General features: G+C 60.2%; 23 protein-coding genes and 1 pseudogene. 15 read left to right on the top strand and 9 right to left on the bottom strand.

Translation table 11 applies throughout. The features are described 5' to 3' along the window. Nucleotides 1–46: 46 nt before the first annotated feature. On the top strand, nt 47–277 hold the full coding sequence (locus CAF65_RS07765) for a VF530 family DNA-binding protein (protein ID WP_008016727.1): 231 nt from the start codon (nt 47–49) through the stop codon (nt 275–277). 1 nt (nt 278) lies between these two features. Further along, a complete protein-coding gene (locus CAF65_RS07760; protein WP_085715770.1) occupies nt 279–923 on the top strand; it encodes a Pr6Pr family membrane protein in 645 nt (214 codons plus the stop codon). 51 nt (nt 924–974) lie between these two features. Here the strand turns inward: CAF65_RS07760 and CAF65_RS07755 are convergent, their stop codons facing one another. The 3 genes from CAF65_RS07755 to CAF65_RS07745 form a co-directional block, all read right to left on the bottom strand. Beyond that, nucleotides 975–1766, bottom strand: coding sequence for a siderophore-interacting protein (locus CAF65_RS07755; RefSeq protein ID WP_085715769.1), 792 nt, complete (start codon nt 1764–1766; stop codon nt 975–977). Further along, nucleotides 1763–2338 (bottom strand): PadR family transcriptional regulator, encoded by a 576-nt coding sequence (locus CAF65_RS07750; RefSeq protein ID WP_085715768.1) that lies wholly within the window; start codon nt 2336–2338, stop codon nt 1763–1765. The genes CAF65_RS07755 and CAF65_RS07750 overlap by 4 nt, the downstream gene beginning before the upstream one ends. A gap of 142 nt (nt 2339–2480) precedes the next feature. Next, nucleotides 2481–5594 (bottom strand): transglycosylase domain-containing protein, encoded by a 3114-nt coding sequence (locus CAF65_RS07745; RefSeq protein ID WP_085715767.1) that lies wholly within the window; start codon nt 5592–5594, stop codon nt 2481–2483. Between the two features lie 370 nt (nt 5595–5964). Here CAF65_RS07745 and CAF65_RS07740 point away from each other — a divergent pair, with 370 nt between their 5' ends. Then, entirely contained in the window at nt 5965–7395 is a 1431-nt protein-coding gene (locus CAF65_RS07740) for an amino acid permease (protein ID WP_085715766.1), read from the top strand. Nucleotides 7396–7441: 46 nt separating this feature from the next. Here CAF65_RS07740 and CAF65_RS07735 read toward each other — a convergent pair whose 3' ends face one another. Then, nucleotides 7442–8566 carry an OpgC family protein gene (locus tag CAF65_RS07735; RefSeq protein WP_085715765.1) on the bottom strand — a complete coding sequence of 375 codons (1125 nt, stop codon included), beginning with the start codon at nt 8564–8566 and terminating at the stop codon, nt 7442–7444. A 245-nt stretch (nt 8567–8811) separates the two neighbouring features. Between CAF65_RS07735 and CAF65_RS07730 the strand changes: the two genes are divergently transcribed. From CAF65_RS07730 to CAF65_RS07720, 3 genes are read left to right on the top strand one after another with little or no spacing between them, the layout of a single operon-like run. Further along, complete coding sequence (locus CAF65_RS07730) at nt 8812–9186, top strand: GtrA family protein (RefSeq protein WP_085715764.1); 375 nt, start codon at nt 8812–8814, stop codon at nt 9184–9186. Then, the gene (locus tag CAF65_RS07725; protein ID WP_085715763.1) at nt 9183–10124 is read left to right on the top strand and encodes a glycosyltransferase family 2 protein; all 942 of its coding nucleotides are present in this window, start codon (nt 9183–9185) and stop codon (nt 10122–10124) included. The genes CAF65_RS07730 and CAF65_RS07725 overlap by 4 nt, the downstream gene beginning before the upstream one ends. Nucleotide 10125: 1 nt before the next feature. Next, nucleotides 10126–11634, top strand: coding sequence for a glucosyltransferase domain-containing protein (locus CAF65_RS07720; RefSeq protein ID WP_085715762.1), 1509 nt, complete (start codon nt 10126–10128; stop codon nt 11632–11634). Between the two features lie 27 nt (nt 11635–11661). Here CAF65_RS07720 and CAF65_RS07715 read toward each other — a convergent pair whose 3' ends face one another. After that, the gene (locus tag CAF65_RS07715; protein ID WP_085715761.1) at nt 11662–13281 is read right to left on the bottom strand and encodes an FMN-binding glutamate synthase family protein; all 1620 of its coding nucleotides are present in this window, start codon (nt 13279–13281) and stop codon (nt 11662–11664) included. 165 nt (nt 13282–13446) lie between these two features. Continuing rightward, the gene (locus tag CAF65_RS07710; RefSeq protein WP_085715760.1) at nt 13447–14247 is read right to left on the bottom strand and encodes a LuxR C-terminal-related transcriptional regulator; all 801 of its coding nucleotides are present in this window, start codon (nt 14245–14247) and stop codon (nt 13447–13449) included. Between the two features lie 124 nt (nt 14248–14371). On the opposite strand from CAF65_RS07710, the gene CAF65_RS07705 reads away from it, so the two are divergent. From CAF65_RS07705 to CAF65_RS07685, 5 genes are all read left to right on the top strand, one after another. Continuing rightward, nucleotides 14372–15193, top strand: coding sequence for a carbon-nitrogen hydrolase family protein (locus CAF65_RS07705; protein ID WP_085715759.1), 822 nt, complete (start codon nt 14372–14374; stop codon nt 15191–15193). A 164-nt stretch (nt 15194–15357) separates the two neighbouring features. After that, entirely contained in the window at nt 15358–16683 is a 1326-nt protein-coding gene (locus tag CAF65_RS07700) for an APC family permease (RefSeq protein WP_085715758.1), read from the top strand. Between the two features lie 153 nt (nt 16684–16836). Next, nucleotides 16837–17271 carry an NUDIX domain-containing protein gene (locus CAF65_RS07695; protein WP_085715757.1) on the top strand — a complete coding sequence of 145 codons (435 nt, stop codon included), beginning with the start codon at nt 16837–16839 and terminating at the stop codon, nt 17269–17271. 23 nt (nt 17272–17294) lie between these two features. Beyond that, nucleotides 17295–17933: a LysE family translocator gene (locus CAF65_RS07690; RefSeq protein WP_085715756.1), complete on the top strand. Its 639-nt coding sequence runs from the start codon at nt 17295–17297 to the stop codon at nt 17931–17933. Between the two features lie 2 nt (nt 17934–17935). Beyond that, nucleotides 17936–18433 carry a GNAT family N-acetyltransferase gene (locus tag CAF65_RS07685; protein WP_085715755.1) on the top strand — a complete coding sequence of 166 codons (498 nt, stop codon included), beginning with the start codon at nt 17936–17938 and terminating at the stop codon, nt 18431–18433. 142 nt (nt 18434–18575) lie between these two features. Here CAF65_RS07685 and metR read toward each other — a convergent pair whose 3' ends face one another. Next, nucleotides 18576–19493 (bottom strand): transcriptional regulator MetR, encoded by a 918-nt coding sequence (gene metR, locus CAF65_RS07680; RefSeq protein ID WP_007985733.1) that lies wholly within the window; start codon nt 19491–19493, stop codon nt 18576–18578. A 215-nt stretch (nt 19494–19708) separates the two neighbouring features. On the opposite strand from metR, the gene CAF65_RS07675 reads away from it, so the two are divergent. The 4 genes and pseudogenes from CAF65_RS07675 (at nt 19709) to CAF65_RS07665 (ending at nt 22638) form a co-directional block, all read left to right on the top strand. After that, nucleotides 19709–20743, top strand: a complete 1035-nt coding sequence (locus CAF65_RS07675; protein WP_085715754.1) for an alpha/beta fold hydrolase — start codon at nt 19709–19711, stop codon at nt 20741–20743. A 70-nt stretch (nt 20744–20813) separates the two neighbouring features. Further along, nucleotides 20814–20939 (top strand): annotated as a pseudogene (locus CAF65_RS28675) (disulfide bond formation protein DsbA); the annotation flags it as partial. A 98-nt stretch (nt 20940–21037) separates the two neighbouring features. Then, the gene (locus tag CAF65_RS07670; protein WP_085715753.1) at nt 21038–21733 is read left to right on the top strand and encodes a hypothetical protein; all 696 of its coding nucleotides are present in this window, start codon (nt 21038–21040) and stop codon (nt 21731–21733) included. Beyond that, the gene (locus CAF65_RS07665; protein ID WP_085715752.1) at nt 21730–22638 is read left to right on the top strand and encodes a hypothetical protein; all 909 of its coding nucleotides are present in this window, start codon (nt 21730–21732) and stop codon (nt 22636–22638) included. The genes CAF65_RS07670 and CAF65_RS07665 overlap by 4 nt, the downstream gene beginning before the upstream one ends. Nucleotides 22639–22674: 36 nt before the next feature. Here CAF65_RS07665 and CAF65_RS07660 read toward each other — a convergent pair whose 3' ends face one another. Next, nucleotides 22675–24003: a sigma-54 dependent transcriptional regulator gene (locus tag CAF65_RS07660; RefSeq protein WP_085715751.1), complete on the bottom strand. Its 1329-nt coding sequence runs from the start codon at nt 24001–24003 to the stop codon at nt 22675–22677. Continuing rightward, entirely contained in the window at nt 24000–25901 is a 1902-nt protein-coding gene (locus CAF65_RS07655; protein WP_085715750.1) for a sensor histidine kinase, read from the bottom strand. The genes CAF65_RS07660 and CAF65_RS07655 overlap by 4 nt, the downstream gene beginning before the upstream one ends. Between the last annotated feature and the right edge of the window lie 31 nt (nt 25902–25932).

Here is a 25932-nt window from a genome sequence, read left to right as displayed (position 1 = left end):
GGCTAAGGTGCGCGGCTTCTCATCCCTATATCGCTGAAGGCCCGGCATGACCGAACAGAACCACGACCCGCTGCACGGCGTAACCCTGGAGCAAATCCTCAATGCCCTGGTTGAACATTACGAGTGGTCGGGGCTGGCCGAGCGCATCGATATCCGCTGCTTCAAGAGTGATCCGAGCATCAAGTCAAGCCTGACGTTCCTGCGTAAAACCCCGTGGGCACGGGAGAAGGTCGAGCGCCTCTACGTGAAACTGATGCGCACCAAGCGTCCGCTCTGACATGTTCATCCCGTCAGTCGCGCGGCGTCGTTTCGTCGCCATCGCTGCCATCCTTGGCTGGGTGGGATTGAGTATTCAGATGTACCTGATTTTCTACTCGCGCTGGACGCTGGCAGCCAGTTTGACAGGCGGGCTGGTGAGCTTCTTCAGCTATTTCACCGTGCTCAGCAATACGCTGGTGGCAACCGTGCTGACCTGTGAAATGACGTCCCGCGGGTCGGCCGCGCGCCGCTGGTTTTTACAGCCGTGGGTCAGCAGTGGAGTGGCCGTGAGCATCGCCGTGGTCGGTCTGGCCTATAACGTGCTGCTGCGCCATTTGTGGCATCCCGAGGGTTGGCAATGGCTGGCCGATGAGCTGCTGCATGACATCATGCCGCTGCTGTTTCTGGGCTATTGGTGGTGTTGTGTGCCGAAGGGCACGTTGCGGTTGGGGCACATTGCGTTGTGGGTGATTTATCCGTTGGTGTACTTCGCCTATTCCCTGCTGCGCGGGCATTTGCTGGCGGTTTATCCATATCCGTTCATTGATGTGGAGAAACTGGGTTATCCACAGGTGTTTATCAATGCCGGGGGATTGTTGGCGGGGTTCGTGGTGATTGCGTTGTTGTTGATCGCGTTGGATCGATGGCGTGCCGTACGGAAGTGAACGCTTATTGTGGCGAGGGGCAAGCCCCCTCGCCACAATAAGGAGTCGCTGTCATTCTTCGTCACTGTCATCCAGCCGCCAGTAGCCGACGGCTTTTACAAACTGGTCATCCAGCCCATGCTCATCGAGCAGCACCCGGCGTATCTGCCGCGACACCTTGCTCTCGGTCGCGACCCAGGCATACAGGCTTCCTGCAGGAACCTGGATCTGCCGAACAGTACTCAGCAAATGGTTCTTGCCACCTTCGCGCAGCACCCAGATCACATTGACTTCGGCAGCGCTCTGCAGCACTTGCTGCTCCTTGCCGTTCTCCACTTCGACAATCACCAACGCCCGGCGATTGGCCGCCAGGCCTTCCAGGCGCCGGGCGATGGCGGGCAGGGCGGTTTCATCGCCGATCAGCAAGTAGCTGTCGAAAATGTCCGGCACGATCATCGAACCACGGGGCCCGCCGATGTGCAGAAACTGGCCTGGCTTGGCCTGTTCTGCCCAGGTCGAGGCTGGACCGTCGCCGTGCAGCACGAAATCGATGTCCAGCTCCAGCGTGTTCAGGTCGTAGCGGCGTGGCGTGTAGTCGCGCATGGCCGGCATCGGCCCGATGTCCTTGCCGGCGCCCAGCACCAGGGTTTCCAGCGCCGCAGCTTGCTCGGCGTTCTGCGGGAACAGCAGTTTGACGTGATCGTCGGTACCAAGGCTGACGAAACCTGCCAGTTCCGGACCGCCCAGCGTGATCCGACGCATGCGTGGGGTCAGGTCGACTACCCGTAGCACTTCCAGGCGACGCCGTTTGATTTCATGCATGACGCGGCGAATGGTTTGGGAAGGCTCGATAACGTCGATCATTCGGCTGTCTCCTGGGCAGACTGAACGGCAGGGCCGTCGACAATGGCTTTGGCGGTGTTGTTGAGCAAGGTCGAGACGCGCTGGATTTCTTCCGGGTTCCAGAGGCCATGGTGTAGTTGCAAGGCATGGCGCAGGTTGTGCACCGCCTCGTGGATTTCCGGTGGGCGGTCATGACCACGCAGTGAGCGTTTGCTGACATCGATGCGCACCCGCACACCTTCAAGGGCAACCGCTTGCTCGCTCAGGGACAGGCGACCGGCGTCGGTCACGCTGTAGCGTTTTTTACCGCCTTCGGCGTCGCCCTGGATCATTTCGCTTTCTTCCAGGAACGTCAGGGTCGGATAGATCACACCGGGACTGGGGCTGTAGGCACCGTCGAACATCCCTTCGATCTGGCGGATCATGTCGTAGCCGTGGCAGGGCTGCTCGGCGATCAATGCCAGCAGTAGCAATTTCAGGTCGCCCGGGGCAAAAACACGGGGGCCGCGACCGCCGCGTTCGCGGCCGGGACGTTTCTCGAAACCATCACGGTCGTTGCCGTGCTCGCGATGGGGGGAATGAGGGTCTCTCATTTTCTCTTCTCTCTGTCGTGTTTAGATATAGCTTAAGATATATCTAAACGACTCTGCAAGAGAAGGTGACCAGCGAGCAAAGCAGATTCAACGAGTGAAGCATGCATAGTTACCAGCAATCATTTCCACCGTTGACCCTCGTTCAACGAACAGCGGTCCTTGCGTTTGGCTCGCACATTGTGTGGGTACCCGGTTGCAGGTAGGGCGAGAGGATTGGCGCCATGCCCTTGAGTACCTGCACTGGCAACGCCGAGGTGAAGGTAAAGCTTTCAGCAGAGCGGCCCGGTACAAACGCGGTCAGCGTGCCGAAATGATGGTCGCCGATGTAAAACACAAAGGTCGCCGTGCGATTGAGCGACTTGGAGCTCAATATCCGCCCGCCGGAGCCTATTGCTTCGATACGGTTGTCGCCGGTGCCGGTCTTGCCGCCCATGGCCAGCGGACTGCCGTCGGCCAGTTTGAACGTCCCGGCCACGCGCTTGGCAGTCCCGGCATCCACCACTTGTGAAAGGGCTTCTCGCATAGCCGTGGCGACCTCGGATGGCATCACCCGTTTGCCGACGTCCGGGTCATTGATCAGTTGGGTTTCATAGGGCGTGTTCGCGGCGAAATGCAGGCTGTCGATGCGCAGGGTCGGCATGCGCACACCGTCGTTGAGGATGGTGCCGATCAACTCCGCCAGCGCTGCCGGGCGGTCGCCGGAGCTGCCAATGGCGGTAGCCAGCGATGGCACCAGGTGGTCGAACGGGTAGCCGACTTTCTGCCAGCGCTGGTGGATGTCGAGGAACGCCTCGATCTCCAGCATGGTGCGGATGCGACTGTCGCGGGCACCCTTGTGCCTGCTTTTGAACAACCAGCTGTAGACCTCCTGGCGTTCGAACTGGCTGGCTTTGACGATGTCACCCCACTTGGCGTCGGGGTGATTGAGCAAGTAGCCCATCAGCCACAGGTCCAGCGGGTGAACCTTGGCGATGAAGCCCTGGTCCGGCAGGTCGTAGGTGCCCGGTCCATAGGCCTCGTAGAGCCGCTGAAGGCGATCGTCGGTGAGTTTTTCCGTGAGCTTGGCGCCGGTGAGGTGCGAGCGCACGAAGGCGTTGAAGCTTTCCTGACTGGCCTGCGGCAGTAGATAACGGTGCACGGCAGCCATGCGGATCGGAGTCGGGCGCATGCTGTCGAGGAAGGTTTCAAGCCGGTCCTGGGTGTCCTTGTTCTTGTATTTCTTCCAGAACTTGAGCAGGAACGAAGTGCCTTCACGGTCGGCGAACGAGGCCAGGTATTCCTGACGCCGCGGGTCGCGGTCGTCCTTGAGCAGTTCGGCACTGCTGTTCGGGCCGGAGTAGGTGGTGTAGCGCACCAGGTCACGCATCAGGCGAATGAACGGCAGGTTGATCGACTCGCGAATGGCATCGCGCAGGGTCGGTAGCCGGCCGTTGTCTTCCTTGCGGAAGTTGTGGAACACATGCAGGCCGCCCCCAGTGAAAAACGCCTCGCCGGGGCTGGCGGAATATTTGCGGTCCAGGGCCGCGCCGAGCATTTTTTGCAGGTTGCGGTCGTTGTTTTCAATCAGGTAATCGACTGCCCAGCGGCTCAGGCGGTCCTGATCCGGCACATCGACTTTTTTCAGTTCCGGCACGCTCATGCCGGCATATTTGTCGTGCAACTCGGCGATGATTTGCAGGTAGGTGGTGAGCACGCGCATCTTTGCCGTGGAACCCAGTTCCAGCTTACTGCCTTCGTTGATGTCGAACGGCTGGTCGGTACTGTCGGTTTGCACCCGCACTCGCGACCCGTCCGGGGTCAGCTCGAACAAGGTGAAGCTGTAGCGCACCTGGGTGGTGCTGGTGGGCGTCAGCAGGCGCTCACCCATCAAGCCGATTTCCGTGGCGAACGCTGGATCGGCCAGGCGCTTGAGGTACTCGGTCGCCTTGCTTTGCAGTTCGCTCTGCAGGGTGCTGGTGGCCGAGAGGTCGAGGCGATCGAGGTCATACAGCGGGCGATTGAGCATGCCGGCCAGACGGCTGCGCGCCACACTGATGCCCTTGTTGGTTTCAATCGGTTGAATGGTCGGCTGGGTGGCCCAGTCGCGGTAGGTCACTTTGCTGGCCAGGGCAGCGGCGGCGAGCTGAGCGTCGATCACATTGTTTTGCGCCAGCAGGCGAATATGGCTGTCGGTGAGGTCGGCCAGTTCATCATGGCCCTTGGTCAGGTAATGCGACGGGCGGCGCTGAGCAATCATCAACGACAGCATTTCACGCAGGGCCAGGCCTTTTTCCGCCATGGTTTTTGGATCCGTCGCAGTGCTGGTCAGGGCTTCGTTGGCTTGCTTGAAGTCGGAGCCATACCACACGCGCAAGCCTTCAGCCATGCCATGCACTTCGCCGTGCCCCGGTACGGCCGATAACGGCACACTGTTGAGATAGTCACGAACCACGTTCTGCCGGGCTTCGAGGGTTTGTGGCCCGGCCTGATAGGCGCGTACGGTGGCGGAAATCATCTGGCGGATCTTTTCCGCGCCATTGACCGTCAAACCATCGGGGGAATGCCGGTACTTCTCCAGTTGCGTGGCCAGGGTACTGCCACCGGCGGACTGGCCGGGCACGTGCAACATCTTGGCCACCTGGGACCACGCCGCCATGCCGAACCGCGGCCAGTCCACCGCCGGGTTGGCCAGCGGTTGCTTGGGGTCGAGCAGGAAGCGGTTCTCGATGAACAGCAGGCTGTTGACCACCACGGGCGGGATCGAGGCAAAGGTTGAATACAGCTGCTGTGGATAGTTGTACTGATAGAGCGGCGCTGCACGGCAATCGGTGATCGACAGCCCGGCCTGGATTTTTTCGGCATAAGGCACGAACAGGCCCTTGTCGCTGTACTTCAACAGGGCTGGAGAAAAGCGGGTTTGTGCCTCAACGACGAAATCGCGCTTGATCAGGCGCGGCAGGAATTCATCCAGAGAGCTGTAGCCCAGGCGCCGATCGAACGGACCGTCGCCCGGGTAGCGAATGGCATCGCTGGGGCCAGGTTTGAGCTCATAGTTCAGGGTCGCGGCGTATTTGCTGACTTCCCGCGCCTGGAACTTCGAGGTACGCATTTCCCTCGCTGCCGCCAGCCCCACGACAATCGCGATTATCAACAGCAATAACCAGAACGCTCCCCATCCGTGCCCGGAACGACGGGGTTTTTCAGGTATAGGCGCTTCATCCTCACGTTCAGTCGGAACCACGGTTTTACTCGAATCGGTTTGCCACAAAGCGCCCATAGTCGACTGATCCATTCACGCAGATTGATCGGACTTGACTCAAGCTTAGACGGTGGTTGGCGAGGGTGAAAAAAATGTGAACAAACAACTATCGGGTTTTTGTCCATACCAATGGCTCCCTCGCAACGGTGATCGTCGGGCTGAAATGCTTGATTTAGACATGTCGAATGGGTAAATACGGCTTTGGCAGGGGCATGGCGATGCACCATTGTTGTGCAATACTCGGCGTCGTTTTTCCCACTGATTTTGCGGGTTTTTCCTACAAAAAGGGTCTGTCCACGAAGCAGACCCGGTTCGGGAGGTGATGGCTTACCGGTCAGCGCTTCGCCACTCGGTGGTCATATTCAATAACAAGACGAGGATGTCCCCCATGCCTGTAGGCAATCACCTGCCCCACGGCGAGGCCGCTCAGGGCGGTCCGCTCAAACGTGAACTCGGCGAGCGGCACATTCGCCTGATGGCACTCGGTGCCTGTATCGGCGTCGGCCTGTTTCTGGGCTCGGCCAAGGCCATTGAAATGGCCGGTCCGGCCATCATGCTGTCCTACATCATCGGCGGTCTGGCGATTCTGGTGATCATGCGCGCCCTCGGCGAGATGGCCGTGCACAACCCGGTTGCCGGCTCATTCAGCCGTTACGCCCAAGACTATCTCGGCCCTCTGGCGGGCTTTCTGACCGGTTGGAACTACTGGTTTCTGTGGCTGGTGACCTGTGTCGCGGAAATCACAGCCGTCGCGGTGTACATGGGTGTCTGGTTCCCCGATGTACCGCGCTGGATCTGGGCGCTGGCAGCGCTGGTCAGCATGGGCTCGATCAACCTGATCGCGGTCAAGGCCTTCGGCGAATTCGAGTTCTGGTTCGCCCTGATCAAGATCGTCACCATCATTGCCATGGTGCTCGGCGGTATCGGCATCATCGCCTTTGGCTTCGGTAATGACGGCGTTGCCTTGGGTATTTCCAGTCTCTGGACCCACGGCGGTTTCATGCCAAACGGCGTGCAAGGCGTGTTGATGTCCCTGCAAATGGTGATGTTCGCCTACCTGGGCGTGGAGATGATCGGCCTGACCGCCGGTGAAGCGAAGAACCCGCAGAAGACCATCCCTGACGCCATCGGCTCGGTGTTCTGGCGGATTCTGCTGTTCTACGTCGGCGCGTTGTTCGTGATCCTGTCGATCTACCCGTGGAACGAAATCGGCACCCAGGGCAGTCCGTTCGTGATGACCTTCGAGCGCCTGGGCATCAAGACTGCCGCTGGCATCATCAACTTCGTGGTGATCACCGCTGCGTTGTCTTCCTGCAACGGCGGCATCTTCAGCACCGGGCGCATGCTCTACAGCCTGGCGCAGAACGGCCAGGCTCCGGCCGGTTTTGCCAAGACCTCGAACGGTGTACCACGTCGCGCGTTGTTGCTGTCGATTGGCGCCTTGCTGCTGGGCGTGCTGCTCAACTACCTGGTGCCTGAGAAAGTGTTTGTCTGGGTGACGGCGATTGCCACTTTCGGCGCGATCTGGACCTGGGTGATGATCCTGCTGGCTCAGCTCAAATTCCGCAAAGGCCTGAGCGCCAGCGAGCGAGCGGGCTTGAAGTACCGCATGTGGCTGTACCCGGTCAGCTCGTACCTGGCGCTGGCGTTCCTGGTGTTGGTGGTCGGCCTGATGGCGTACTTCCCGGACACCCGCGTGGCGCTGTATGTGGGGCCAGCGTTCCTGGTGCTGCTGACGGTGTTGTTCTACGTGTTCAAGCTGCAACCGACCCAAGTTGCGCAAGGCGCGGTACGTTCGGCTTCTGTAGGAGCGAGCTAGCTCGCTCCTACATAGAGATAAGACGGTCCAGAGACCGGGGGGCATATCAGGCGGGCGCAGTTTGCAGTGATCGATTCAAGCGCTTGTTGAACTCCAGCCACGCCCCCAGCAACGCCATTAACCCGGCACCCACCAGCGCGGTAAAGACCTGCATGGTGAAGGCATCATCGGTCAAGGCGTTGACCATGTCCGCCAATGGCGCCAGCAGCACGCCCAGGCAGAAAATCTCCAGCGAGAAACGGCCCATGCGGCAACTTTGCTGCGCGAGCCAGTTTTGCGTCCATTCGCTGTCGGGTATCAGTTTTGCTGTGACATAGGCCAGTGCGAGGAAATGCAACAGGCGCACGGGAGACAGGTTGGTCTTGCTGATGGGGTACAAGACGTTTTGCAGGCTCGCCGGCACCACGGCGTCGTGTATGTCCGGCCAACGCCACAGGACGGTCAACACACCGGCGACCACGACATACAACGCCGCACTCACAAACAACGGCTGGCGCAGCAATGGGCGGGTTTCGGGCAAGCGCGGGCGCTGGCCGTGAATCGCAGCGGCACCACCGAGCACGAACAGCAACTGCCAGGCGACAGGATTGAAATACCACACGCCGTCCTTGATGGCTGCCAGGTTCCAGCCAGCCAGCGGCACCATCAAGTACAGCGCCAGGGACATCGTGACCACTATCCAGGCCTTGCGCACCAACATCGGCAGCGCCAGGGGCAAGCCCGCCAACAGCACGATGTACAGTGGCAACGGGTCCATCAGGTTCGGCTTGAAGCGCAACAGCAGTTCATCGATCAGGGCCTGTTGGGGGTTGCTGATGAAATGATGCATGCCCATTTCCTCCACCAGATCCCGTGTTTCCACGTGGCTGTTGGCGAAAAACACAATACCCATCAGCATCGCCAGCAGGAAGATATGCACCACATAGAGCACCCAAGCGCGGCGCAGGATCTTCACGCAGGCGATCAGGAAACCGTCTCGCGCCAGGACTTTGCCGTAGGCCAGCACGGCCGCGAAACCTGCCAGAAACACGAAAACCTCGGCCGCATCACTGAAACCGAAGTTACGCAGGGTGATTTGCCCCAAAGGGTTGTGGGGCACGTGATCCCAAAAGATGAAGATCAGTGCCAGACCACGAAAAAAGTCGATCCGTTGATCGCGTGCTAACGTCATGACGGCAGGCTCGTAACAGCGAGTGAAAATGGGATTGGCCGCGGGTGCAAAAGGCCGCAGGCCCAACCGGCGGCGCGCAGGGTGGACTGATTCGCGGGTAATTGCAAAACCGGGGTATTACCGGATGTCTCGGGTGTTGCCCCAAGGCCCGGCCGCTGGTCTGAAAGGTCCGTAAATATGCGATTTCTGACAGTAGACAGGCTCAAATAATAAAGGATGCAACGTTCTTAAAGCGGGAGCCTCACATGAGACTGTTGTGGAAAGGGCTGTCCAGTTACACGGTGATCGGGGTTGCCAACACCCTGATTCACTGGCAGATCTTTTTCCTGCTGAGCGTGGCGGCCGGCCTCAGCCAGGCGATCAGCAATCTGACCGCCTTCTGCGTGGCAGCGTCGTTTTCCTTCTACATGAATGCGCAATTTACCTTCGCCGCCAGTGCCACGGTCGCGGGGTACCTGTTGTTTCTTCTAGGCATGGGGGCATTGAGCCTGGGGATCGGGCATCTGGGCGACGTCTGGCAAATGCACGGTTTGCTCACCGTGATCCTGTTTTCGGCGTTGAGCCTGGTGTTCGGATTCCTTTATTCCAAATACGTGGTGTTTCGCGAGCGTGATCAATGAAAATCTCGCTCATTGTCCCGGTGTTCAACGAAGAGCAGTCGATCAACCTGTTTTACCAGGCCGTGCGCCACGAGCTGATGCTGGGGGACGCAGAGGTCGAAATCGTGTTCATCAACGACGGCAGCTCCGACCGCACTGCCGAGCAGGCTACGGCACTGGCGCAGGTGGATGATCAGGTCATGCTGATCAATTTCTCGCGTAACTTCGGTAAGGAGCCGGCACTGTTTGCCGGACTGGAGCACGCCAGCGGCGATGCCGTGATTCCCATGGATGTCGACCTGCAGGACCCGATCAGCGTCATTCCGTTGCTGGTCGAGCAATGGCAAAAGGGCGCCGATGTGGTGCTCGCCAAGCGCCGCAATCGGGACGTCGACGGCTACCTCAGGCGTCACAGCGCGTCGATTTTCTACCACGTGCTCAATCGCATCGCCTACACCCGCATCGAGGAAAACGTCGGCGACTTCCGGCTGATGGATCGCAAGGTGGTCGATGTGATCCGTTCCCTGCCCGAGCATCAGTTGTTCATGAAAGGTGTGTTGTCGTGGGCCGGGTTCAACACCGTGGTGGTGGAGTTCGAGCGGGCCGGGCGGGTGGCGGGGAACAGCAAGTTCAATGGCTGGAAGCTGTGGAACCTGGCATTGGAAGGCGTGACCTCGTTCAGCACCGTGCCGCTGCGTTTGTGGACATACGTCGGTGGCGGCCTTTCGATTTTCGCGGTGCTGTATGCGGTGTACATGGTGCTGGACAAGATTTTCTTCGGCAACAGCGTCCCCGGTTATCCGTCGCTGATGACCGCCATCCTGTTTCTGGGCGGCGTGCAATTGATCGGCATCGGCATCCTCGGCGAGTACATCGGTCGCATCTATATCGAGGCCAAGCACCGGCCGCGCTACGTGATCAAGGACATCGTCGGCGGGAAAGCCCGGGGCGAGCGCTAGCATGGGCCGGTTCAGTGACTTCTTCGTTCGCGAGCTCAGCCGGCATCAGGTCTGGCGGTTTTTTCTGTTCGCGACCTTCTTGTATGTCCTGCCGTTGATCCTCGCGGATTTTCCCTACATCGATGACAACTGGCGCTCGCTGGCGGCGGGCATGGCCTGGTCAGGGCAGGGGCGACTGTTCACCCAGCTGTTCTACAACGCGCTGACTTTCAGCCACGCCGCGCCGAACATCTTTCCCTTGCCCTTGTTGATTGCCACGCTGGCCATGGCGTCGGCGCTGACCAGCCTGACGTTCCATTACTTCCGCCAGCCCACCGTTGCTTGCTGCCTGGTGCTGCTGCCGCTTTGGTACAACCCATTCTTCCTGCAGAACCTGTCTTATCAATACGACGGTCCCGCCACGACCCTGAGCCTGGTGGCGGTGATCTACGCGATCACCTTTCGCCACCCCTGGCGTGGCGTGCAGTGGCTGGTGCCGTCGTTCCTGATTGCCTTGGCGCTGGGGCTGTATCAAGTCAGCCTGAATGTGTTCCTGGGCCTGTGTTGCCTGGAATTGCTCAGGGCTGCCAACGATAAAACGACCCCGGTGCCCTGGCATGACCTGCTGGGCTGGAAAGCCGCCCAGCTCTTCTTGGGCGGGTTGATTTACAGCGTCAGTGCTTATCCGTTCATGGGTTCCAATCGCACATCGCTGCTCAATTGGACGGCCCATCCTTTGATGCAGATCCAGATCAACATTGCCCGGGTCCTGGAAAAAGTCGTGCTGCTGTTCCATGGCGGATGGCTTTGGTTGTTCGGCGGGTTGTTATTGGTTGCAATAGCCGGGGCGGTGCAGTTGGGACTGAACGTAGCGGCGCGCCAGGACGGCGGACCGAAGAAGCTATTGATCGGCCTGGTGTGTTTGCTGACATTGCCGTTGGTGACACTGCTGGTGTCCGGTGTCACGTTGTTTTTCCGCGACTTCAACGAGGGCGCCCGTACCTTGATGGGCTTCGCCGTGCTGCTGGTGTTGCTGCTCTATCTGAGTCATCTGGCGCTGGCGTCGATCCATGAGCGACTGCCACTGTTGTTGATCATTCCGCTGCTGGCGATGTTGTCGCTGTCGTTCGCCTATGGCCGGGTGCTGACCATGCAGAAAACCTTCGCGTCCATGGCATTGACCAGCCTTGAGTACGACATCGCCAGTCGTCAGGCGCTGCGCGAGGCAAAACGTATTTACATGTCGGTGACTTACTCCGACTACTGGTTAACGGCGGCGGCTGGCTCGTTCAAGCAGATGCCGGTGCTGCATTACCTGCTCAATACCGACTTTTACATGCTGGCCGAGAATCTGCCGAAAGCAGGCATCACCAACGTGGTGGCGGAGCAGGAGCGGCGTAATGCGACGCGGGTCGGCTATCAGGGCTATCCGGCGTTGGTCGAAAGCCAGTTCTACCGGATTTACCTGATCGGCGATTACGGTTTTATCGTGATGAAGGAACCGGCCCCGCCCAAAACGCTGCGCTGGTGATGCGCGATGTTGGCCGGGGCGGCGATGTCACGCTGCCGCTATTTCATGGGGCTCGAAACTGTCGGCCCGGGCCATCTGCCACATCCGTGAGTAGAACTCGCCGTTCACTTCACCGGTCAGCAACTCGCCGGGTTTGAGGAACACGTGCAGTTGCGAGAACAGCTTGATCTCGGTTGCCGACATGCGTCGCACCAAGTGCTTGGCCGACAGTTGCGACGGATGTTCGAGGCCGGCGGCGGCAAGCATTTCCGCCAGGGCCTTGAGGGTGTTGCGGTGGAAATTGAATACCCGCTGCGCCTTGTCCGGCACCACCAGCGCACGCTGGCGCAGGGTGTCCTGGGTGGCGACACCGGTCGGGCATTTGTTGGTATGGCAGCTCTGCGACTGGATGCAGCCGATGGCGAACATGAAGCCGCGCGCCGAGTTGGCCCAGTCGGCGCCGATGGCCAACACACTGGCAATGTCGAAGGCGCTGACGATCTTGCCGCTGGCGCCGAGTTTGATCTTGTCCCGCAGGTTCAGGCCGACCAGGGTGTTGTGGACGAACAGCAGGCCTTCGCGCATCGGCACGCCGATGTGGTCGGTGAACTCCACAGGTGCTGCGCCAGTGCCGCCTTCCTTGCCATCGACGACGATGAAGTCTGGCAGGATGCCTGTCTCCAGCATGGCCTTGGCGATGCCCATGAACTCCCACGGATGGCCGAGACAGAACTTGAAGCCCACCGGTTTGCCACCCGACAACTCACGCAGTTGTGCGATGAAATGCATCATTTCGATCGGCGTGGAAAATGCAGTGTGGCGCGAGGGGGACACGCAGTCCTCGCCCATCAGGATGCCGCGGGTCTCGGCGATCTCCCGGGTGACCTTGTGCTTGGGCAGGATGCCGCCGTGACCGGGTTTGGCGCCCTGGCTCATCTTGATTTCGATCATCCGCACCTGTGGCGTCCGGGCTTGCGCCGCGAAGCGTTCCGGGTCGAAGCGACCGTCGCTGGTGCGGCAGCCAAAGTAACCGCTGCCCAGTTCCCAGGTCAGGTCGCCGCCGTGCTCGCGGTGATAGGGGCTGATGCTGCCTTCGCCGGTGTCATGGGCAAAGTTGCCGAGCTTGGCGCCCTGGTTCAACGCGCGGATTGCATTGGCGCTGAGGGAGCCGAAGCTCATGGCCGAGATGTTGAACACCGACGCCGAATACGGCTGGGTGCACTGCGGACCGCCAACGGTGACCCGGAAACTGCTCGGGTCGCTCAACGGCGCCGGGCGCATGGAATGGCCGATGAATTCGAAACCCGACTGATACACGTCAATCAGCGTGCCGAACGGTTTGTCGGCAGTTTCGTTCTTGGCCCGGGAATAGACCAGCGAGCGCTGGGCCCGGGAGAAGGGCAGGGCGTCGCTGTCGGATTCGAGCAGGTACTGGCGGATTTCCGGGCGGATGCCTTCGACCAGATAACGGATATTGCCGAGGATCGGGTAATTACGCCGCACGGCATGCGGACTTTGCAGCAGATCGAACAGGCCGATCAGACTGAGGACAGCGGTGACAGCGGTAATCGGCCAGAGCCAGTCGTATTCAAGAAACGGCAGGCTGGCGAGGGTAAAGATCACGCAGACGACAAAGAAGGCGTAGCGGCTCAGGAGTGACAGGCTCATACGGTTTCCTTGGGTTCGGACTCAATGAATTTGGCTAGACACAAATCACTGTGGGAGCGAGCCTGCTCGCGATGGCGGTAGCTCAGTCGACATCAATGTTGAATGAAAAATCGCTTTCGCGAGCAGGCTCGCTCCCACAGAAAAGCAGAATGTTCCACAGGCCAATCAAGCATTTTGTGCCTGGAGAAAAATCGAAAACAGCTCGGACTGGGATTTGATCCCCAGCTTGCTGTACATGTGTTTCTTATGGACTTTCACGGTTTCGACGGAGATTTCCAGCTTACGGGCGATTTCTTTACTGGAGCAACCGCTGAGCATCAAGCGCCCGACATCCAGCTCCCGGGCCGTCAACTGCGCGCCTTTGAGCTGCTGCACCGAAGCCTCCAGTTGCACCCGCCAGTCACCTTGCGGTGGCGCGGGGGCCAAGGCCACGACTTCGTTGATTTCATAGGGCAGACGTTGGCGCAACAGCCCGAGCACCCACGGCTGGATCAGCGACAGCAAGGCGATCTGCTGGCTGCTGAAGCGCTGCGTGCTGCCCAGCGACAGGCACAGCGTGCGGTCGCCTTCGAGCTGGCAATTGAACTGGATTTCGTCGGCGACCACATTCAGACGAAAGTAGCGCTGGTAATACTCGGTCAGCTCGAAATGCTCTGGGGCCACTTCCGACAGACGATACAGCCCGGTGCGCGATTGCTCGCGACAGGCGATGTAAAACGGGTCGAGCAGGTACAGGCCGCGCAGGTAATCCTGGAACAACTGGTCGGGGCTGCCATCTTCGCCCGGGCACTCGGCGAACACCTGCGGACGCTGGTCGGCACTGAAAAGCAGGGCCACCCAACTGTCGAAAGTCACGTATTGATTCAGCAGGCGTACCAACTGGGTCCAGAAATTTGGCTTGTCCAGGGCGTCGATCAGTTGCCCCACCGAACGGTGCCAGGCGATGTCGTCCAACGAGAGTGTCATGCATCTACCCCTATCGTGTTACCCCAGCGGCGTGATTCCCCGCCCGGTTGCTTGCTGCGCATACTGGCGCACAGACACCGACCGGGCAATCTTTCTGCCGCCCGGTCCATAACAAGGAATACCCATGAAGGTCGAACTCGCCCAATTGGCAGGTCGTGACAACGACACGGCTTACAACCTCGAACGCACCCTGGCGGCCATTGCTGCATGCGCGGCCGACACGCAGCTGATCCTGTTCCCTGAAGGCCACTTGATGGGCTTCCCTTCGGCTGAGTCCGTGGTCGAGGTGGCCGAGCCGCTGGACGGACCCTCCGTCAGTGCAGTGATCGCTGCTGCCCGTCAGCACAATATCGCCGTAGCCATCGGCATGGCCGAAAACGATAACGGCCGCTTCTACAACACCACGTTGCTGATCACCCCTGAAGGCATTGCGCTGAAATACCGCAAGACTCACTTGTGGGCCTCGGATCGTGGTGTCTACGAGGCGGGCGATCGCTACACCACGTGTTTGTGGAACGGCGTGCGCGTGGGCCTGCTGATTTGCTACGACATCGAATTCCCCGAAAGCGCCCGTGCCCTGGCGCAACTGGGTGCCGAGGTGCTGCTGGTTACCAACGGCAACATGGACCCCTACGGCCCGACCCACCGCACCGCGATCATGGCCCGCGCCCAGGAAAACCAGGCGTTTGCGCTGATGGTCAATCGGGTGGAAGAGGGTGATGGCGGTTTGTTGTTTGCCGGCGGCAGCGCGCTGGTGGATCCACTGGGCACGCTGTTGTTCGAGGCTGGGCGCGAGGAGGGGCAGTTTGCGGTCGAGTTGGACCTGAACCTGTTGACGGCGGCGCGCCAGGATTATCGCTATCTGGATGATCAGCGGCTGAAGTTGCCGGGAGAGATGGTTGAGCATGCTTGTGGATTGCGCGAGCTGCTGATTCCCAAGAACTGATCCTGATTACTTATTGACCGGGCTGACGCCTTCGCGGGCAAGCCCGCGATGAGGTCCAGACAGACGACACACCTGTCTGACCAAAGAACAACAACGCAACACCCGAAAATTCTGCGCCGAACTCGGCTCTGCCATAAATCCAATAAAATCCGGAGTAGTCGCTCATGGCTCGTTTGCAACGCACCCTGTCATTAGGGTCGGTGGTGCTGTTTGGCATCGCCTACATGACGCCGATCATTGTGCTCGGCACCTTTGGCATCCTCGCCCAATCCACCGCCGGCATGGTGCCGGCCGCGTATCTTGCAGCGTTGGTGGCCATGTTCTTCACCGCCATGAGTTACGGCCGCATGGCCTCGGCGTTCCCGGTGGCCGGCTCGGCCTACAGCTATGTGCGCAAGGCCATCAGCCCCAAGCTCGGCTTCATCGCCGGTTGGGCGGTGCTGCTCGACTATTTGTTTTTGCCCATGGCGATCTGGCTGATCGGCGCGGCCTACCTCAACTCCGCCTTCCCGGCGGTGCCGCAGTGGATCTGGGTGCTGGCGTTCATCGGCATCACCAGCGCAATCAACATCATCGGCCTGAAACTGGCCAACGGCATCAATGCCCTGTTGATGCTGGTGCAGTTCCTGGTGCTGATCGCCTTTGTCGCGCTGTGCGTGCATTACGTCGGCGGTGATGCCAGCACGCCGTTGTGGTCGATCAAACCGTTCTTCAACGGCGACATGCAGATGCCCTTGATCATGAGCGGTGCGGCCATTGCCTGTTATTCGTTCCTCGGTTTCGACGCGGTCAGCACCCTGACCGAAGAAACCCGCGACCCGCGCCGCACCATTCCCCGGGCGATCATGTTGATCACCCTGATCGGCGGCCTGATTTTCGTCGGCGTGTCGTATTTCGTGCAGATCGCTCATCCGTCCTTCCAGTTCGACAACGTCGACTCGGCGGCCTATGAAATCGCGCGCAATGTCGGTGGCGACCTGTTCGTCTCGATCTTCCTGATCGGCCTGATCGTTGGCCAGTTCGCTTCTGGCCTGTCGGCCCAGGCCAGCGGTTCGCGCCTGCTGTACGCCATGGGCCGTGACGGTGTACTGCCGAAATCGTTCTTCGGCACCTTGCACGAACGTTTCGGCACGCCGATCAACAGCATCCTGCTGTGCGCGGTCGTGGCCTTGCTGGCGCTGAAACTGGATGTGACCACCTCGACCTCGTTCATCAACTTCGGCGCGTTCCTGGCATTCAGCCTGGTGAACCTGTCGGTGATCTTCCACTACTGGATCAGTGGCGAGAAAAAAGGCCTGCGCGAGTTCGTACTGTTCCTGCTGTTCCCGTTCATCGGCCTGGCAGCGGATTTGTGGTTGATGGTCAGCCTCGATCATTTGGCGGTTTATCTGGGCCTGAGCTGGCTGGCGATTGGCGTGGTGTACCTGGCGGTATTGACCGGCGGATTCCGTCGGCAGCCGCCGGAGATGGATTTCCAGGAAGCCGTATAAAGGAAACTGTAGGAGCGAGCTTGCTCGCGATAAACCTGAGAGCACCGATGGGCATCTGGTTTACGCGTTTTCGTTCACGACCATCGCAAGCAAGCTCGCTCCTACAGGGCGGACATGTGATCCTTGCCGCTTTTGAGTCGAAGGCTTTTGTTCATGACAACATTTTCTACCCAGCCCGCTGGACTTATCCACATCGCCGCCGCCCTGTTGATCGGACCTGACGGTCGAACCCTGCTGGTGCGCAAGCGCGGTACCCAGGCCTTCATGCAGCCGGGCGGCAAGATCGAGCCCCATGAATTGCCGGTTCACGCCCTGGCCCGGGAGCTGGAAGAAGAGTTGGGTCTGGACATCGACCCGGCGCAGGCCGTTTACCTCGGTCACTTCTCGGCACCGGCCGCCAACGAACCGGGGTTTGTCGTACACGCCGAACTCTTTCAGCTGAGTGTTCATTGCGACGTTACCCCGGCGGCGGAGATCGAAGAAGTGATCTGGATCGACCCGGCCACCGATGGCGATGTCAGCCTGGCGCCATTGACACGGGACCTGATCCTGCCGTTTTATCGAGCATCGCTGACCGCGATCGCCTGATCATTACGCAAAGGACTTCGCCCATGATCCCGTTTCAAGACTTGCTGATTTTTGCCGCCGCCGCGTTGCTGATGGTGCTGACGCCGGGGCCGAACATGATCTACCTGATCTCTCGCTCGATCTGCCAGGGGCGCAAGGCCGGGGTGATTTCGTTGCTGGGGGTGGTCGCCGGATTCTTCGTGCACCTGTTTGCTGCGGCCGCCGGTTTGACGGCGGTGTTCCTGGCGGTGCCGATGGCCTATGAAGTGTTGAAGTGGGCCGGTGCGCTGTACCTGCTGTGGCTGGCCTGGCAGGCGGTCAAACCCGGTGCGCGCTCGCCGTTCGAGGCGCAGCAATTGCCCCCGGACTCGTCACGCAAACTGATCACCATGGGCTTTCTGACCAGTGCCCTGAACCCGAAAATCGCGGTGTTCTATCTGTCGGTGTTTCCGCAGTTCATCACGCCGGAGCACGGCTCGGTGTTCAGCCAGAGCATCATCCTCGGCCTGACCCAGATCAGCGTCAGTTTTAGCGTCAACCTGATGATCGCCATGTTTGCCGCGGGCATTGCCTCGTGGTTCGTCAACAATCCGACCTGGCTGGCGATGCAACGCTATTTCATGGGCTTCGTATTGTCGGGGCTGGCGGTGCGGCTGATGCTTGAGCAAAAACGGATGGCCTGAGCATGTGGATCGAGCGACTGGATGCCAGCCATGCCCTGGACTATCGGGCGTTGATGCTCGAAGCCTACGATCTGCACCCGCAAGCCTTCACCTCGAGTGTGCGCGAGCGGGCGGCGATGCCGCTGGGCTGGTGGGAGTCGCGTCTGACCGGCAAGCTCGATGTGGTGTTCGGTGCGTTCGAGGAGGGCCGGTTGGCGGGCATCGTCGGTCTGGCTTTCGAACCCAGGGAAAAGGCCCGGCACAAGGTCACGTTGTTTGGCATGTATGTGAGCGGCAGGGTTCGCCAGCGCGGGCTCGGGTTTCAACTGGTCCAGGCCGCTTTGGCCGAGGCGAAGCTTCATCCGGGCGTGCGCCTGATCCAGCTGACCGTCACCGCCGGCAACGATGCCGCGTTCAACCTCTACCAGCGCTGCGGTTTCATCCAGTTCGGCCTGGAACCGATGGCCGTGCGGGTGGGCGAGGATTACTTCGACAAAATCCACATGTGGCGCGAAATTTAAACCACCGCAATCCCTTGTAGGAGCGAGCATGCTCGCGATGGTCATCAACGATAACGCTGGAAGCCAGACACCCCGTGTCTCTCTCAGGTTTATCGCGAGCGATCGAGCGTAGACCGGCTGCTCCTACAGGGGGGGTGGTGTTCTAGCGAACGGCGCTAACCCCGTCCAGCGTCGAAAACGACGTGTCCTTGGCCGTCAGCAAGAAGTCGCGCATGTACGGCGCATCCAGCATGTCGGCGCGAATCGCCGCATACAGTGTGGCGAACAAACCTTTCTCACCCAGCCGCTTGGCTTTCACATAGCCTCGCGAGCTGTACTCGTGCAGCGCCCAATGGGGCATGCCACACACGCCGCGACCGCTGGCCACCAGTTGCATCATCATCACCGTCAGTTCCGAGGTGCGCACCTGGGCCGGTTCGATGTCGGCGGGTTCGAGGAAGCGGGTGAAGATGTCCAGCCGGTCCCGTTCCACCGGGTAGGTAATCAGGGTTTCCGGCAGCAGGTCTTCGGGAACGATATAGGCCTTGCTGGCCAGGCGGTGCTGGTTGGCCACCGCCAGCATCGCTTCATAGGTGAACAGCGGTACATAGGTGATCCCGGCAAGATCCACCGGATCGGAGGTCACCACCAGGTCCAGGTCGCCACGGGCCAGCGCCGGCAACGGCGCAAAGGAGAAGCCCGAAGCCAGGTCCAGTTCGACTTCCGGCCAGGCATCACGGAACTGGTCGATGGTCGGCATCAGCCACTGGAAGCAACTGTGGCATTCGATGGCCATGTGCAAACGCCCGGCGGTGCCACCGGCCAGACGACTGATGTCGCGCTCGGCGGCGCGCAGCAGCGGCAGGGTGGCGTCAGCCAGTTGCAGCAGGCGCAAACCGGCGCTGGTGAAACGCACCGGTTTGGTCTTGCGCACGAATAGCGGCATGCCCATGCGCTCTTCCAGCTCCTTGAACTGGTGGGACAGGGCCGACTGGGTCAGGTGCAGGCGGTCAGCCGCGTCCACCAGGCTATCGGCTTCGCGCAAGGCGTGCAGGGTCTTGAGGTGGCGGATTTCAAGCACCGGGTGGCTCCATGAGGAAAATTTGTTAAAAACTCAAAATCGTTGAGATTGTCTCATGTTTGGGTGTCTGTCGACCACAACACCCGTTTTTTAATGGCGCGCGTATTTGACCGCTCGGCACTCTTCATCAAACTGTCATGCAACTGTGGCAGCGCGCTTGAACAAACTTCATCAGACTCGCGCTCTACTGGGGTTCTGCGTTTTGGTGTTTTTCCATGGGTGCTGCATTTTTTTCACGAATTGTATTTTTGGCCGCGCTGGTGTTCGGCCTGCCGTCCCTGGCGGCTGCGCGTTGTGACGTCAATGTTCCGACCGAACGGGTGGATCTGGCCCAGGTAAGTCTGGCGTACCAGAGCATCGGCCGTGCGTCGGATCCGGCATTGCTGCTGGTGATGGGGCTGGGCGGGCAATTGATTCACTGGCCGGACGAAGTGGTGGTTGCCCTGTGCCAACAAGGTTTTCGGGTGATCCGCTATGACAATCGCGATGTCGGCCTTTCGACCTGGCGACAGCCACCGGGCGAGGCCAACCTGACGTTCGAAGTGCTGCGCTACAAGCTCGGTTTGCCGGTGTCGTCACCGTACTCGCTGACCGACATGGCCGACGATGGCCTGGGTTTGATGGACGCCTTGCACATCGACCAATTCCACGTATTGGGCGCCAGCATGGGCGGGATGATCGCCCAGCACATGGCGGCCATGGCGCCGCAACGGGTCGAGAGCCTGACCCTGATCATGACCTCTTCAGGTGCCGAAGGCTTGCCGGCACCCAGTGCCGCGCTGGTGCAACTGCTTGCCCGTCGTGGCGCACCGAACCGCGAAGTGGCGCTGGAGCAACAGGCCGACCTGCTGGCGGCATTGGGTAGCCCGATGGTCAGCGACGATCGTCAGGTGCTGCTGCATCAGGCGGCGCTATCTTATGACCGGGCGTTCAATCCCGAAGGCGTGAAACGCCAGATCATGGCCATCCTCGCCGAGCCGAGCCGGGTGGCGCTGCTCAATCAGCTGCGGGTCCCGGCGCTGGTGGTGCATGGCACGGCCGACCCGCTGCTGCCGGTGATGCACGGGGTGCATCTGGCGGCGCATCTGCGTGGCAGTCAGTTGATCCTGATTCCGGGCCTGGCCCATCGCTTTCAGGAGGCGTTCAAGGCACCGTTGCTGGCGGCGGTGTTGCCGTACTTGCGGGCTCATCGTGAAGACACGTCGCACTGGGCGCAGATCGAACCGGTGGCCGATCAAAATCTCCTGTAACCCTCCGATCCCCTGTAGTAGCGACATCCCTCAGGTGTATGGTGCAGGTTTTCCGGTGCCTTTCCCGTTTGTGAGTTTCGTGCCGACCGTTGTGTTCAACGGCCAATACGCCGTCACGGGCGGGCAACCGGTGGAATCGTTTGTCGAGGCAATTCGGCAAATCATGAGTGAAGCGAAGGGCGGAACAGTTAGCTGACGGATTGAAGTCGTCAAATAAGTGTCAATGTGCCACTATGGTTTTAACCGTTGCTGCCGATAAACGCAGCAACGTTTTCAATCATAGGGATTTGATCCATGACATTTCACGCTCTACGTACAATTGCAGCACTGACATTGCTTGCCTGCCTGACCCTCACCGGCTGCGCCAACGTACAACCTCCGGTACCGCTTGACCAACAATTCTGGGATGCCAAGGAGCCGACCATCGGTGTGGCAATCAGTACCTTGCCGCCACCCGTGTTGGCATTGACCGGAAACCAGGGGATTCTCGATTACGCCATCAATTCGGGCGTCAACAGCAAACTCAGTGACAACGTCAAAACCTGGCAGGTTCGAGACTTTGATACTTTGCCGGATGCGATCGTCGCCAAGTTGCAGGCCAAGGGTTACAAAGCCAAGCGCATCGACGAGAAGGTGGATCTGACGGCCTATAAGGAAATCAAATTCCGCGAAGGTTACACGGCCAAGGACTTGACCCCGATCAAGGCCAAATATGGCGTCGATCGTTTGCTGTTGGTGTATGTCACCGCCACCGGTGCGACCCGTAGTTACTACAGTGTCGTGCCAACCAGCGTGCCGATGGCACAGGTGGGCGGGCAGGGCATGGTGGTTGATCTGACGGACAACAAATTGTTGTGGTTCCAGCCATTTGTCGCGGTGCAAGCCGCACAGGGCGAGTGGGACGAGCCGACCTACACCAACCTGTCCAATGCGTTCTACCAGGCTGTGGATAACAGCCGTCAGCAAATGATCACCCCGTTCGCCAAATGAAGCATTCAATTGTAGTGGCCAGCGCGCTGGCCCTGCTGATGTCGGGCGGTTGTGCGCAGAAACCGGCTCCCGAGGTCGGTTTCAAGGATCAAGGGGCATTGCCTTACGTCCAGGCGCACGGGCTCAAGGTCGATGTGCAAGTGCCGCAAGCCTTTGTCGGGGCCAGTACAGTGATCGATAGCAAGGACGCCTTGAAGGCGGCCTCGTCGAGTCAGGCCCTGTTGCTGAACTCTGGCACTAGTGCCGGGCTGGCCGGGGTGATGCTTGCCAGTCTGGTCAATACCCAGATGGGCAGCGGCACCTTGCAGCGCGATGCGGAAAAGAGCGCCCTCAAGGACTCGCGGCCAATGGCTGATTTGCTCGCCGGCGTGCCACTGCAGGAACGTCTGCAGCAGCGCTATCAGCAGGCTTCACAAGCGGCTGGGCTCAAGCGGGGTGAGGGGCAGGTTACGGCTCGATTGTTAATTGAACCGAAACTGATGCTGACTCCGGATCGTGGCAGTTTTGTCCTGATCAATCAGGTTCAGGTCCAGGACATCGCCGGTACGCCGCTGTACCGTATGCGCATCGAGGTCACCAGCCAGTCGATCCGTCGTTGCGGCTACCAATGTGTCGATGACGGTATTCTTGAACTGGCGAAAGTCACCGCCGTGCTCGATGAGTGCATCGACGAGTCCATGCGGGTACTGGCCACCGACCTTATGCAGCCGACGCCACCGCCGGCCGCCCAGGAAACCTTGCGTTACGTGCTCGATGGTCAGCGCGTGGTCGAGCGCGGTTATCAACTGGTAAACAACGGTAGCTATTGGCGTTACCGCAACCTCTACGGTGCGGTGAAGTCAGTGCCGGTGCCGTTTGAGGATGCGCTGACCCAGACGCAGCTCGAGAAAGTGTACGGGAAGTAAAAGTGCGGCACCTGTGGGAGCGAGCATGACCCCCCCCTAATGGCTCAGGCCATACTTTTTCACTTTATCGAACAGCGTGGTCTTGGCCATGCCCAGTTCCTGGCTGGCCTGGGTCAGGTTGCCGCCGCTGCGTTGCAGGGCATCGCTGAGCAGGTTGCGCTCGAACGCTTCCACTGCTTCGGCAAAGGCCAGGCCCTGATTGCCGCCGCTGGCACCGGTTTTCTTGAACGCCGGCAAGCCCAGGGCAAAGCGCTCGGCAACGTTGCGCAGTTCACGCACGTTGCCCGGCCAGTCGTGGCTCATCAGGTTCGAAACGGTCTGGTTGTCCAGTTCCGGCGCGATGCGATCGAAGCGCAGGGACGACTGCTGCAAAAAGTGTTCGAACAGTTGCAGGATGTCCTCGCGGCGCTCGCGCAGCGGTGGCAGTTCCAGGGTCACCACGTTGAGTCGGTAATACAGGTCGCTGCGGAATTCGCCGGCCTTGCTCGACTCTACGAGGTCGGATTTGGTTGCCGCGATGACGCGGCAATCCACCGCCACGCTCTGGTTCGAACCGAGTCGTTCGAGGGTGCGTTCCTGCAACACCCGCAGCAGCTTGATCTGCAAGGGCAGGGGCATGCTTTCCACTTCGTCGAGGAACAGCGTGCCGCCGTCGGCGTGTTCGATCTTGCCGATCCGCCGTTTACCCGCGCCGGTAAAGGCGTTGGCCTCGTGGCCGAAGATTTCGCTTTCGAAGAGGTTCTCCGGCAGGCCGCCGCAGTTCAAGGCGACGAATTGCCGGGTGTGCCGCCGACTGAAATCGTGCAGGCAGCGCGCAACCAGTTCCTTGCCGGTGCCGGTCTCGCCTTCGATCAGCACGTTGGCCGAGGTGTCGGCGACGTTGGCGATCAGTTCCCGCAGGTTCTGCATGGCCGGCGAGCGTCCGATGATCCGCCCTTCCAGGGAGTCGCGCTCGGCCAGTTGCCGACGCAGCGACGACACTTCCCGCGCCAGGCTGCGTTGCTCCAGTGCGCGGCGGGCGACGTCCACCAGGCGCTCGGGGGAGAACGGCTTTTCCATGAAGTCGTAGGCGCCTTTCTGCATCGCGCCGACGGCCATGGAGATGTCGCCGTGCCCAGTGATCAGCACCACCGGCAGGCTGCGGTCGCGGGCCTTGAGCCGGGTCAGCAATTCCAGGCCATCGATGCCCGGCAGGCGAATGTCGCTGACGACGATGCCGGCGAAGTTGTCGCCGACCCGCTCCAGGGCTTCTTCGGCGCTGCCCACGCCAATGCAGGGAATGTCTTCCAGGGTCAGCGCCTGTTGGCAGCCGAGCAGCACATGGGGGTCGTCTTCGACGATCAATACACTAAGGTCGTTGTTCATATTGGCTCGGCGGGAGTGGGGCTTACCAACGGTAAAATGAGGACAAAGGTGGTACCACCGCTGGCCGGGTACTCGACACCCAGGTGACCGCCGGTGGCGGCGGCCAGGCTGGCGGAAAGGGTCAGGCCAAGGCCCAGGCCCTGTTCGCCGGGTTTGGTGGTGAAGAACGGTTCGAACAGGTGTTTGCGCGCTTCGGCGTCGATGCCGTGGCCGTTGTCCCGTACGCGCAGGCGATATTTGCCATCGAATGCTTCGCCCTCCAGCCATAGCTGCGGCAGCGGTTGCGCTTGCATGGCGTCGAGGGCGTTACCAATCAGGTTGACCAGAATCTGCTCCAGACGGGTCTGGTCGATTTGCACCTGCACATCGGTGAAGTCTCGGTGCAATTGCAATTGAATGTTTTCCACGCGGCCGTTGAGCAATTGCAGGGCTGCGTCCACGCCCTTGACGAGGCAGGCCTGGCCCTTGTCGTCCCCGCGCCGGGCGAACGAGCGCAGGCTGGCGGTGATCCGGCCCATGCGGTCGATCAGTTCGTTGATGGTCTTGAGGTTGGTGCTGGCCACGTCGAGTTGGCCGCGTTCGAGAAACCGCACGGTATTGCCGGACAAGGTGCGCAGTGCCGCCAGCGGCTGGTTCAGTTCATGGGCGATACTGGTGGACATCTGGCCGATGGCCGCGAGTTTTCCAGCCTGTACCAGTTCATCCTGGGCGCGACGCAAAGTCTCTTCGGCGAGCCGGCGTTCGCGGATCTGCCCCTTGAGCCGTTCGTTGCTGGCGCGCAGGTCGGTGGTGCGTTCGGTAATCCGACGCTCCAGCTGATTGTTGGCTTCCTGCAAGGCTTCCCGAGCCGCTAGGCGGGTGGCAATCACCTTGCGCCGTTCGTTCCAGGCGATCAACAGAAAGGCACAGAGGGCAAACGCCACGGCCACCAGAATCCCCTGGTTGATCGCTTCGCGGCGCAAGTCCTGCAGCGGCGTGAGCAGGGTGAAATTCCACGGCGTATCGCTGAGCGGCCGGGTTTGCGACAGGTAGCTGATGTTTTCTTCGTCGGACACCAGTTCGCTGTTGGCCGGGAACGTGAGTTTTTCCACGCCTTCGGACAGGGTTTCCCGGGCCAGCGGTTGCAGTTCATTGAGCGGGAACCAGTAGTACTGCAGGCTGCGGGCGAGTTTTTCCTTGGCTTCTTCGCTCAGCGGCACCACCGACTTCAAACGCCGGGCCGGATCGCTGGACAGAATGATGATGCCGTTTTCGTCGCTGACGAAGGCCTCCAGGCGCGCCCGCTGCCAGCGTTCTTCCATGGCTTCCAGGCGTACCTTGACTACTGCGACACCGATGATCTTGCCGTGCTCTTCCAGGCCATGGGCCAGGTAGTAACCGGGTTCGCCGTTGGTACTGCCGATGCCGTAGAAGCGCCCCGGCTGACCGCGCACGGCGTTCTGGAAATAGGCGCGAAAGGACAGGTCTTCACCCAGGTAACTGTCGACATCGCGCCAGTTGCTGGTGGCCATGACGCGGCCGGTGGTGTCCATCACGTAGATGGCCCGACTGCGGCTGCGCCGGTTCAGGCCTTCGAGGTAAGCGTTGACCGTTTGCCGGTGTTCCGGGGTCGGGTCGGCCAGCAACTGCGAAACGCTGGTTTCGAGCTCCAGCAGGCTGGGCAGGTAGGTGTATTTGCTGATTTCGCTTTCGACGGCACGGGCGTGCAGTTCCAGCTGACGCTGGCCGTTCTCGCCAAGGCTGCGAATGCCATAGTGCTCACTGATCCAGAAGCCGATATAGCCCAGGCCGATCATCATTGCGATGATCAGCGGCGGCAGAAGCAAATGACGAACCAGACGGGGTTTCACGGCGAGTGATGGCATTGCTGCGCGATAAAGATTGGGGTCGCATTTCATCACAGATGCCTTGGGTCAACCACAACACTTG

It is taken from the genome of Pseudomonas sp. B28(2017), assembly GCF_002113025.1.
Taxonomy (GTDB): domain Bacteria; phylum Pseudomonadota; class Gammaproteobacteria; order Pseudomonadales; family Pseudomonadaceae; genus Aquipseudomonas.
This window is presented reverse-complemented; position numbering and strand designations above follow the sequence as displayed.